Source organism: Phenylobacterium sp., from assembly GCF_041920015.1.
Lineage (GTDB): Bacteria > Pseudomonadota > Alphaproteobacteria > Caulobacterales > Caulobacteraceae > Phenylobacterium.
Map to the genome: position 1 here is coordinate 1 of NZ_JAYRST010000117.1, position 7231 is coordinate 7231.

The 7231-nt window shown below is 71.7% G+C and carries 9 protein-coding genes; 7 read left to right on the forward strand and 2 right to left on the reverse strand.

All coding sequences use genetic code 11. The features are described from left to right. The 4 genes from ACE3TL_RS16085 to ACE3TL_RS16100 form a co-directional block, all read left to right on the forward strand. The coding region (locus ACE3TL_RS16085; protein ID WP_374579679.1) for a M20/M25/M40 family metallo-hydrolase at positions 1–641 on the forward strand (641 nt) is incomplete at its 5' end. Positions 642–980: 339 nt separating this feature from the next. Next, entirely contained in the window at positions 981–1829 is an 849-nt protein-coding gene (locus tag ACE3TL_RS16090; RefSeq protein WP_374579680.1) for a hypothetical protein, read from the forward strand. A 124-nt stretch (positions 1830–1953) separates the two neighbouring features. Further along, a complete protein-coding gene (locus tag ACE3TL_RS16095; RefSeq protein ID WP_374579681.1) occupies positions 1954–2871 on the forward strand; it encodes an MBL fold metallo-hydrolase in 918 nt (305 codons plus the stop codon). Positions 2872–3061: 190 nt separating this feature from the next. Then, a complete protein-coding gene (locus tag ACE3TL_RS16100) occupies positions 3062–3535 on the forward strand; it encodes an HtaA domain-containing protein (RefSeq protein WP_374579682.1) in 474 nt (157 codons plus the stop codon). Here ACE3TL_RS16100 and bla read toward each other — a convergent pair. Further along, positions 3532–4464 (reverse strand): subclass B3 metallo-beta-lactamase, encoded by a 933-nt coding sequence (gene bla / locus ACE3TL_RS16105; protein ID WP_374579683.1) that lies wholly within the window; start codon positions 4462–4464, stop codon positions 3532–3534. The two genes, ACE3TL_RS16100 and bla, sit on opposite strands and share 4 nt — an antisense overlap. A gap of 43 nt (positions 4465–4507) precedes the next feature. After that, positions 4508–5416: a LysR substrate-binding domain-containing protein gene (locus ACE3TL_RS16110; RefSeq protein WP_374579684.1), complete on the reverse strand. Its 909-nt coding sequence runs from the start codon at positions 5414–5416 to the stop codon at positions 4508–4510. A gap of 90 nt (positions 5417–5506) precedes the next feature. Between ACE3TL_RS16110 and pyrF the strand changes: the two genes are divergently transcribed. The 3 genes from pyrF to ACE3TL_RS16125 all read left to right on the forward strand — a co-directional run bounded on the left by pyrF (position 5507) and on the right by ACE3TL_RS16125 (position 7116). Further along, the gene (gene pyrF, locus ACE3TL_RS16115; protein ID WP_374579685.1) at positions 5507–6334 is read left to right on the forward strand and encodes an orotidine-5'-phosphate decarboxylase; all 828 of its coding nucleotides are present in this window, start codon (positions 5507–5509) and stop codon (positions 6332–6334) included. An 89-nt stretch (positions 6335–6423) separates the two neighbouring features. Beyond that, positions 6424–6801 carry a VOC family protein gene (locus tag ACE3TL_RS16120; protein WP_374579686.1) on the forward strand — a complete coding sequence of 126 codons (378 nt, stop codon included), beginning with the start codon at positions 6424–6426 and terminating at the stop codon, positions 6799–6801. A 3-nt stretch (positions 6802–6804) separates the two neighbouring features. Further along, the gene (locus ACE3TL_RS16125; RefSeq protein ID WP_374579687.1) at positions 6805–7116 is read left to right on the forward strand and encodes an SRPBCC domain-containing protein; all 312 of its coding nucleotides are present in this window, start codon (positions 6805–6807) and stop codon (positions 7114–7116) included. Positions 7117–7231 lie beyond the last annotated feature (115 nt).

Sequence of the window (7231 nt, forward strand, 5' to 3'; positions counted from 1 at the left end):
AGCGCAAGGGCTCGGGCAACTTCCACGTGGTGGTGCGCGGGCGCGCGGCCCATGCCGGCCGCGACTTCGACAAGGGCCGCAACGCCATCGCCGCGGCCGCGGACCTGGCCGTGCGCCTGGCCGCCGCCAACGGCCAGCGCGAGGGCGTAACCCTGAACGTCGCGCGCATCGACGGCGGCGCGCCGCTGAACATGGTGCCCGACATCGCCGTGGTCCGCTTCAACATCCGCCTGCCGGACGCTGAGGCCGGCGAGTGGGCGCTGGACTATGTGAAGGCCCACGTCGCCGCCACCGCGGCCGACGGCATCGAGGCCGAGCTGCACGGCGGCTTCACGCGGCCCGCCAAGCCGTTCAACGCCGCCCAGCAGCAGCTGTTCGGGGCGGTGAAAGAGGCCGGCGCCCTGATCGGCCAGGAGATCGCCTGGGCCCCCTCCGGCGGGGTGTGCGAGGGCAACAACCTGTTCGCCGCCGGCCTGCCCAACGTCGACACCCTGGGCGTCCGCGGCGGCGACATCCACTCCGAGGACGAATACGCCTGGCCTGAAAGCTTCGTCGAACGGGCGCAGTTGTCGGCGCTGCTGCTGGCGAAACTGGCAAGCGGCGAGATCCCGGCGGCGGAGATCAAGGCGGCGATGGGGTAGGGGGCGCGTCACGGACGCGGCTTCGGCCTTCTCGATGCCGCGGCGGCCTTCGGTCTCTGCGTCGCGGTCGTCGTTCTGACGGTCGGCCTGCTGTGGGCGACCCGTTCGGGCATGCCCGGCAATGAGGCGCGCCGCGAGTGCGAGGCCACGGCCGGGATCGCCGCGGCGATTGGGCTGCGCGTCATCGACCCCCGGATCGCGAATGGCGAAGGTGCGTTCGACCGCGCGGGGGAGGCGTCGGGCCCGCCAGCCGGCCACACCGCCGCCGCCCGCCTGCTCTTGCGGTCCGCGGCTCAGCTTGAGATGACTTGGACACTTCTGCGTTGAACGGAGACGGTCATGCTCGTTGTGGGCTCAGGCATCGCCCTTCTTGGCATTGCACTGGCCTTGGCGGCGTTTCTCGACACGCAGTTTGAAGTCGCCGGGATCAAGATCGGAAGCCTGACACCCCGGGGGCGTCGGCGCGCACTGGCGACCGGTGCGATCTTGGTCGCCGTCGGCGCGGGGCTAATGGTCGCGGCCGCCGGCGCCCAGTCGCCGAGAAGCCTGCTGGACCTGATCGGGCGGAGCATCAAGCCTGAGCCGGCCGTCGGTTCGGTGGTCTCTCCGCCGGCGCCGCCCAGCCCGCGGGGCGTTGAGCCCGAACCGGAGGCGGCTCCGCCGCGGGCCCCTGCCGCGGCCGAGCCTGATGCGACGACGGTCGAGCCGGCTCCTCGGATCCTCCAAAAACGACCCGCGCCCAGACCTGAAATCTACGATGCGCCCGCGCCGCCGCCGATTGCGGCCCCGGCTGTCGCGCCGCAATCGGTCCAGGCGCCGCCGCCCGCACCAATCAAGCCTATGACGACGAGCGTCCATCTTGATCTCAGCCGACTGGAAGCGGCGCTCAGGCGCGATACCGCCAGCGCCAATTGCGACGGGCGTGGCCGCTGCTACGACGTTGCAGCCTATGTCGATGACCGCCCGCTGTTCGGCAGCATGAGCCACGAACTGACCCGAGGGACGCACCATTGGCGGATGGTCCCCTCGATCCGGGCCGCTTATGACGGGCCGCCGGAAATTCGCGGGTCATGCAGCGGTGTGTTCGAGGTGACCTCGGAGCGCGCCTGGCTTGCGTTCCGCGCCAGGTTCATCCGGGAGCGCGACGGCGGGTTTCGGATCGCCGAGTGCGAACTGTCCGAGCCGTAGAGGCCGACATTGTCGATTTAAAACGAACGTTTGTCATTGTAATTCTAATGCCGCAATTTCAGAGGGGCGACGCTCGGACGTCCTGCTCGGGCGCATTTGAGACGGTTCAAACAAGGACCACCCCATGACGGCTCCCCAGCCCCAGCCCGAACTCCAGCATGCCCAGTTCGGCCGGGTGTCGGTGTATTTCGGGGCCAAGAGCGGGAAGTATCCGGACGGGAACCAGGTGCTGATCGCCGGGGCCGATACGCGGGCGGCGCTGGATACGCCGATCGTGTCGAATTTCATCGGGGCGGCGTTCGACGCCTGCGAGCTGGTGGTGCTGGGTCATCCGCACGAGGACCATACGGCCGGGCTGCACCGGCTGCCGCACGCGCAGGTGTTCGTGCACGAGGCGGACCTGGCCATGGTGCAGAGCTGGGAGGGGCTGGCCGCCGCCATGGGGAGCGATCCGGCGAGCGCGGGCGAGACCCTGGCCAAGTTCCAGAGCGAGTTCTTCTATGCGCCGCGGCCGGACGCCCGGGGCTATGCGGACGGGGCGTCGTGGGACGTGGGCGGGGCGCGGATCACCGCCTTCCACGCGCCGGGTCATACGGCCGGCCACAGCGTGCTGGTGGTCGAGCCCGAGGGCGTGGCCTTCATCGGCGACATCGACCTGAGCGGGTTCGGGCCCTACTACGGCGACAAGGCTTCCAGCCTGACGGATTTTCGCGCGACCCTGGCGCGGCTGCCGGACATTCCGGCCAAGGTGTGGGTGACCTCGCACCATCGAGGAATCTACACCGACCGCGAGCGCTTCCTAGCCGACCTGGCGATCTTTGCGGGCAAGCTGGACGAGCGCTCGGAGCGCCTGATGGCGATGCTGGACGAGGGGCCCAAGACCCTGGACGAGCTGGTGGCGCGGCGGCTGCTCTATCCGCCGACCTTCGAAGCCTCGTGGGTCACGGGCGCCGAGACGCGGACGATCCTGCGCCACCTGGACGAACTGATCGCGGCGGGGCGGGTTCGGGCGGACGGCGAGGGTCTCTATCGGGCGGCGTGATCTCGCGGTTTGGCCTCGCGGCCTGGTCTGATGGTTTGGTCTGACAGGGCGGCTCGGCTAGAGATGCCTGGAGCCCGTCGGGCTCCAAGTTCAAAGAAACGACCCTGTTCATCCGGCTTGGCTTGCTAAAGCCCAAGCCGGACAGGGTCTAGCGCCGCCGCCAGAGCCGGCGCAGGTCGAGGAGGATCGGATGACCGGGCAGCCCGTGCAGGCCCGCGCTCTGGAATGGGGCGTGAAGCAGAGCTTCTGCAATTATGTGGCGATGAGCGGGGGGACCGTCGAGACCGGCGGCGGGGCCGAGCGTTCGCCCGACGGCGCCTTCGTCTTTCCGGCCGCGCCGGGCGCGGCGCTCGAGCGCGACGCCGAGGGGCGGCTGAGCGGGCGCGCGGCCTTCGTCGGCGAGGTGCGGTTCGACGCGCACGGCGGGATGCTGCGGGTCGCGCTGATCGACCCGGCGGTCGAGTTCGGCCCGGAGGGCGCGGTGCTGAGCGTCGCCGACGGCGAGCGGCGCGCGGACATCGCGCGGCTGGAGGCGCCGGCGGTGGGCGAGGACGGGGCGATCGTCCTGCCGGCGCTGCTGGCCATGGCCGGGATCTACCTGCTGGGCGACCACTATCCGCTCAATACCGCGCTCGATCCGGTGCGGCTGGTGACGGCCGGCTAGCGGCCGGTCTCCTTCGCCAGCCGCTTCTCGAACAGGGCCTGGTGCGTGTCGGCGTAGGTGCGGCAGGCGGCGGGGTCGATGAAGGGGTTCGGCTTGGGCTGAGCCCGCAGTTTGGCGAGCTTGACGTCGCCGCCCGATTGGCTGGGGTGGGCGGTGATGAGGATGTCACAGGGCATCGCCCGGAAAGCCTTGAAAGTCTTCAGGAAGCCGTCGTGCAGCGCGCGGTTGGCCGGGTCGGAATATTTGTAGCCGCCGCTGGCGATGGGATTGAGGCTGGAGGCGAAGACCACGTCGCGGCAGTCCTTTCCCTCGCACGAGCGCCAGGTCCAGCTCATGCTGCCGGGCGTGTGGCCCGGAGTGGCGCGGGCGGTGACGACGACGTCGCCGAGCCTCAGGGTCTGGCCATCGGCGATGGGGCGCAGGCGCTGGACGGCGGGGAACCGCTCGAGCGACGAGGATTGGGGATCGTCCGGGCCGCTGCGCCCGCGGGCCAGGACCTGGGCGGCCTGCGGGCTCGCCACCACGGTCGCGCCCGTGTCGCGGGCGAGGGCGGCCAGGCCCCCGGAGTGGTCGTAGTGCGGCTCGGTCGAGAGGATGTATTTCACGTCGGACAGCGGCACGCCCAGGGCCTTGAGGTGCGCCTCGATGGCCGGCACCGCCTGGGGCAGGGCGCCGTCGATCAGGATCGCGCCCGTCTTGGTGCGGATCAGGCCGACGTTCAGCCCCTCGAAGCCCACGAGCCAGGTATTGCCGTGGATGTGGGCGGGGGCGGTCTCGCCCAGCCATTGCCTGGCATAGTCCGGCGCGATCGGGGTCAGCAGCGGGTCCTTCGCGGCGGGGGCGGGAGCCTGCACAGCCTGGCTCTGCGCCGGGCTGCAGGCGGCGAGGGCGGCGGCCAGCGCGGCCAGTGCGGCGAAGATCCTGGTCATGGTCGCGTTTCCCTTGCGGCGGCTGAGGATGGGGCGGGCCCAGTCATGAACCTGATTCATGGACGTCGCGCCGAGGCGCGGGCGCGGCGGCGCGGCCCTCGGCGCGCAGCCAGTCGGCGAAGCGCTCGGCGTCCGGATGGCGCGCGATCGCCGGGCGGACGAGGGCGAAGCGCCGGGCCAGCGGGACGAAGCCCCAGGGCGCGACCAACCGTCCCTGGGCGATCTCGGCCTCGACATAGGCCCAGGCGGTGACGGCGGCGCCGAGGCCGGCGGCGGCCGCCTCCAGCATGTAGGAATTGTGCTCGAAGGCGCGGTCGGCCGAGGGGGGCGGAAGCTCGACCTGCGCGGCCTGCGCCCAGAGCCGCCAGCCATCGGGATAGGTGCGGCTGTGCAGGCGCGGCGAGCGGAGCAGGCCCTCGCCGCCGACCCGCGCGAGGAGGGCCGGGGCGACGACGACGCCGAACGCCTGGGGCAGGAAGGCGCTGACGGCCAGGCCCGCGGGCGCGGGGCCCTGGTGCAGCCGGATGGCGGCGTGCAGGCCGCGGCCGCCGAAATCCGGCTCGCCGGAGTCTTCCTCGACGATCCGGATGGCGACCCCGGGATGAGCGTCGACGAACCGCGGCAGGCGCGGGATCAGCCACTTCATCGCGAAGGTCGACGGGGCGGAGACCACGAATTCGCCCTCCGCCTGGGCGCCCGGCAGGCCGGCGGCGATCTGGTCGAAGGCGCCGCCGAGGCTGGCGGCCAGGCGGGCGCCGGCCGGCGTCAGGGCCAACTGGTGACGCGGCCCGGTCACCAGGGCGGCGCCGACCTGCTGCTCCAGGGCGCGGATCTGGCGGCTGACGGCGCCGTGGGTGACGCAGAGCTCCGCCGCGGCCGCGACCATGGAGCCCAGCCGGGCGAAGGCCTCGAAGGCCTGAAGGCCCCTCAGGGACGGAAGGCGGCGATGCATATGTGAGCCCAGTTCACAGCCTGCGCAGACTAGTCGATTGCCGGCGCAGCGCCAGCGGCCGATGCCGGGCGGGTTGCAGAGGAGCCGCCCATGCCCAGTTTCGCCCACCGCTTCACCGGACTTTCGAAAGCCCGTTCGCCGCTGTGCCTGGGGCTGGACCCGTCCGCCGAACTGCTGGGGGCCTGGGGCCTGACCCAGGACGCGGCCGGGCTGGCCGCCTTCTGCGGGCGGGTGCTGGAGGCGGCCGGCGACCTGGTCGCCGTGATCAAGCCGCAGGCCGGCTTCTTCGAGCAGTTCGGCGCAGCGGGCGTCTGCGAGCTGGCGCGCGCCGTCGCCGACATCCAGGAGCGGGGGGCGCTCTGCCTGCTCGACGCCAAGCGCGGGGACGTGCCCGGGACGATGGAAGGCTATGCGCAGGCGCTGGTCGGGCCGAAGGGCCTGGGCGCGGACGCTGCGACCTTGAACGCCTATCTCGGCTTCAGGAGCCTGGAGCCGGCGTTCGAGCAGGCCGCGCGGTTCGATGCGGCGGCGTTCCTGGTGGTCCGCTCGTCCAACCCCGACGGGCGCGAGCTGCAGTCGGCTCGCCACCCCGACGGGCGGACCGTAGCCGAGCGGCTGGCCGACGAGATCGCGGCCCACAACGCCCAGGCCGGGCCCGTGCTGGGCGCGGTCATCGGCGCGACCATGGAGGCGTCCGAGGCGGCGATCCTGGAGCGGCTGGGGCCGGCCCTGGTGCTGGCGCCCGGCGTCGGCGCCCAGGGCGCGGCCATGGCGCAGGTGGGCGAGCGGTTCGCGGCGGCGCGGGGGCGGGTGCTGCCGTCGGTGTCGCGCGACATCCTGCGCCGCGGGCCTGACGTGGCCGGCTTGCGCCAGGCGATCCTACGCTATCGCGACGAAGCCTGGAGCGCCTGTGGTTGACCTTGCGGGCGCCTTTCCGCGGCGGGCGGGGCGGTGATAGCGTCCGCGCCGACGGCCGGGGTTCGGCCGAAAAGGGGAGAGGAAGACAGATGTTCTCGCACGTGATGATCGGGACCAACGACCTGCCGCGGGCCAAGGCTTTCTATGACGCGCTGCTGTCCACGATCGGGGTCGGGCCGGGCTTCGTGGATGGCCATCGGGTGTTCTACCGCAGCCCGACCGGGGTGTTCGCGGTGTCCCTGCCGATCGACGGCGAACCGGCGACCATCTGCAACGGGGGCACCATCGGATTCGCCTGCGAAAGCCCGGCCCAGGCCGACGCCTGGCACGCAGCCGGCCTCGCTGCGGGCGGGGTCGCCATCGAGGAACCGCCGGGCGTGCGCGCGGGCGGCATGGGCAACCTCTACCTTGCCTATCTGCGCGATCCGGACGGCAACAAGCTCTGCGCCCTGCATCGGATGGCGTGAGGCATGAGCCAGGGCGAGAGCGTCTCACAGACCGTGAACGCCTCGCCGGAGGCGGCCTATGACGCGTTCATGGATCCGGCGGCGCTGGTCGAATGGCTGCCGCCGCCTGGCATGAGCGGGACGATGCACGCCTTCGACGGGCGGGTGGGCGGCGGCTACGAGATGTCGCTCCACTACGCCCCCGGCGCGGCCGGGCCGCCGGGCAAGACGGCGGAAGGCGAGGACCGGGTGCGGGTGGTCTTCGTCGAGCTGTCGCGCGGGCGGCGGATCGTCGAGGCGGTGCTGTTCTCGACCGACGATCCTCCGCTGACCTGATGTCCTTCCTGTAGCGGCCACACCCCCGGTGCGGTTGTTTGCTCTGCGCCAGGACAGCTGGCGCGAACCGAACAGGAGAGGATCGTGGATAGGGACATCATCTTTGTAGGCTTGG

Coding starts and splice junctions, on each gene's coding strand:
- ACE3TL_RS16090 (WP_374579680.1), top strand. CDS start 981: ATGCTCGTTGTGGGCTCAGGCATCGCCCTTCTTGGCATTGCACTGGCC.
- ACE3TL_RS16095 (WP_374579681.1), top strand. CDS start 1,954: ATGACGGCTCCCCAGCCCCAGCCCGAACTCCAGCATGCCCAGTTCGGC.
- ACE3TL_RS16100 (WP_374579682.1), top strand. CDS start 3,062: ATGACCGGGCAGCCCGTGCAGGCCCGCGCTCTGGAATGGGGCGTGAAG.
- bla (WP_374579683.1), bottom strand. CDS start 4,464: ATGACCAGGATCTTCGCCGCACTGGCCGCGCTGGCCGCCGCCCTCGCC.
- ACE3TL_RS16110 (WP_374579684.1), bottom strand. CDS start 5,416: ATGCATCGCCGCCTTCCGTCCCTGAGGGGCCTTCAGGCCTTCGAGGCC.
- pyrF (WP_374579685.1), top strand. CDS start 5,507: ATGCCCAGTTTCGCCCACCGCTTCACCGGACTTTCGAAAGCCCGTTCG.
- ACE3TL_RS16120 (WP_374579686.1), top strand. CDS start 6,424: ATGTTCTCGCACGTGATGATCGGGACCAACGACCTGCCGCGGGCCAAG.
- ACE3TL_RS16125 (WP_374579687.1), top strand. CDS start 6,805: ATGAGCCAGGGCGAGAGCGTCTCACAGACCGTGAACGCCTCGCCGGAG.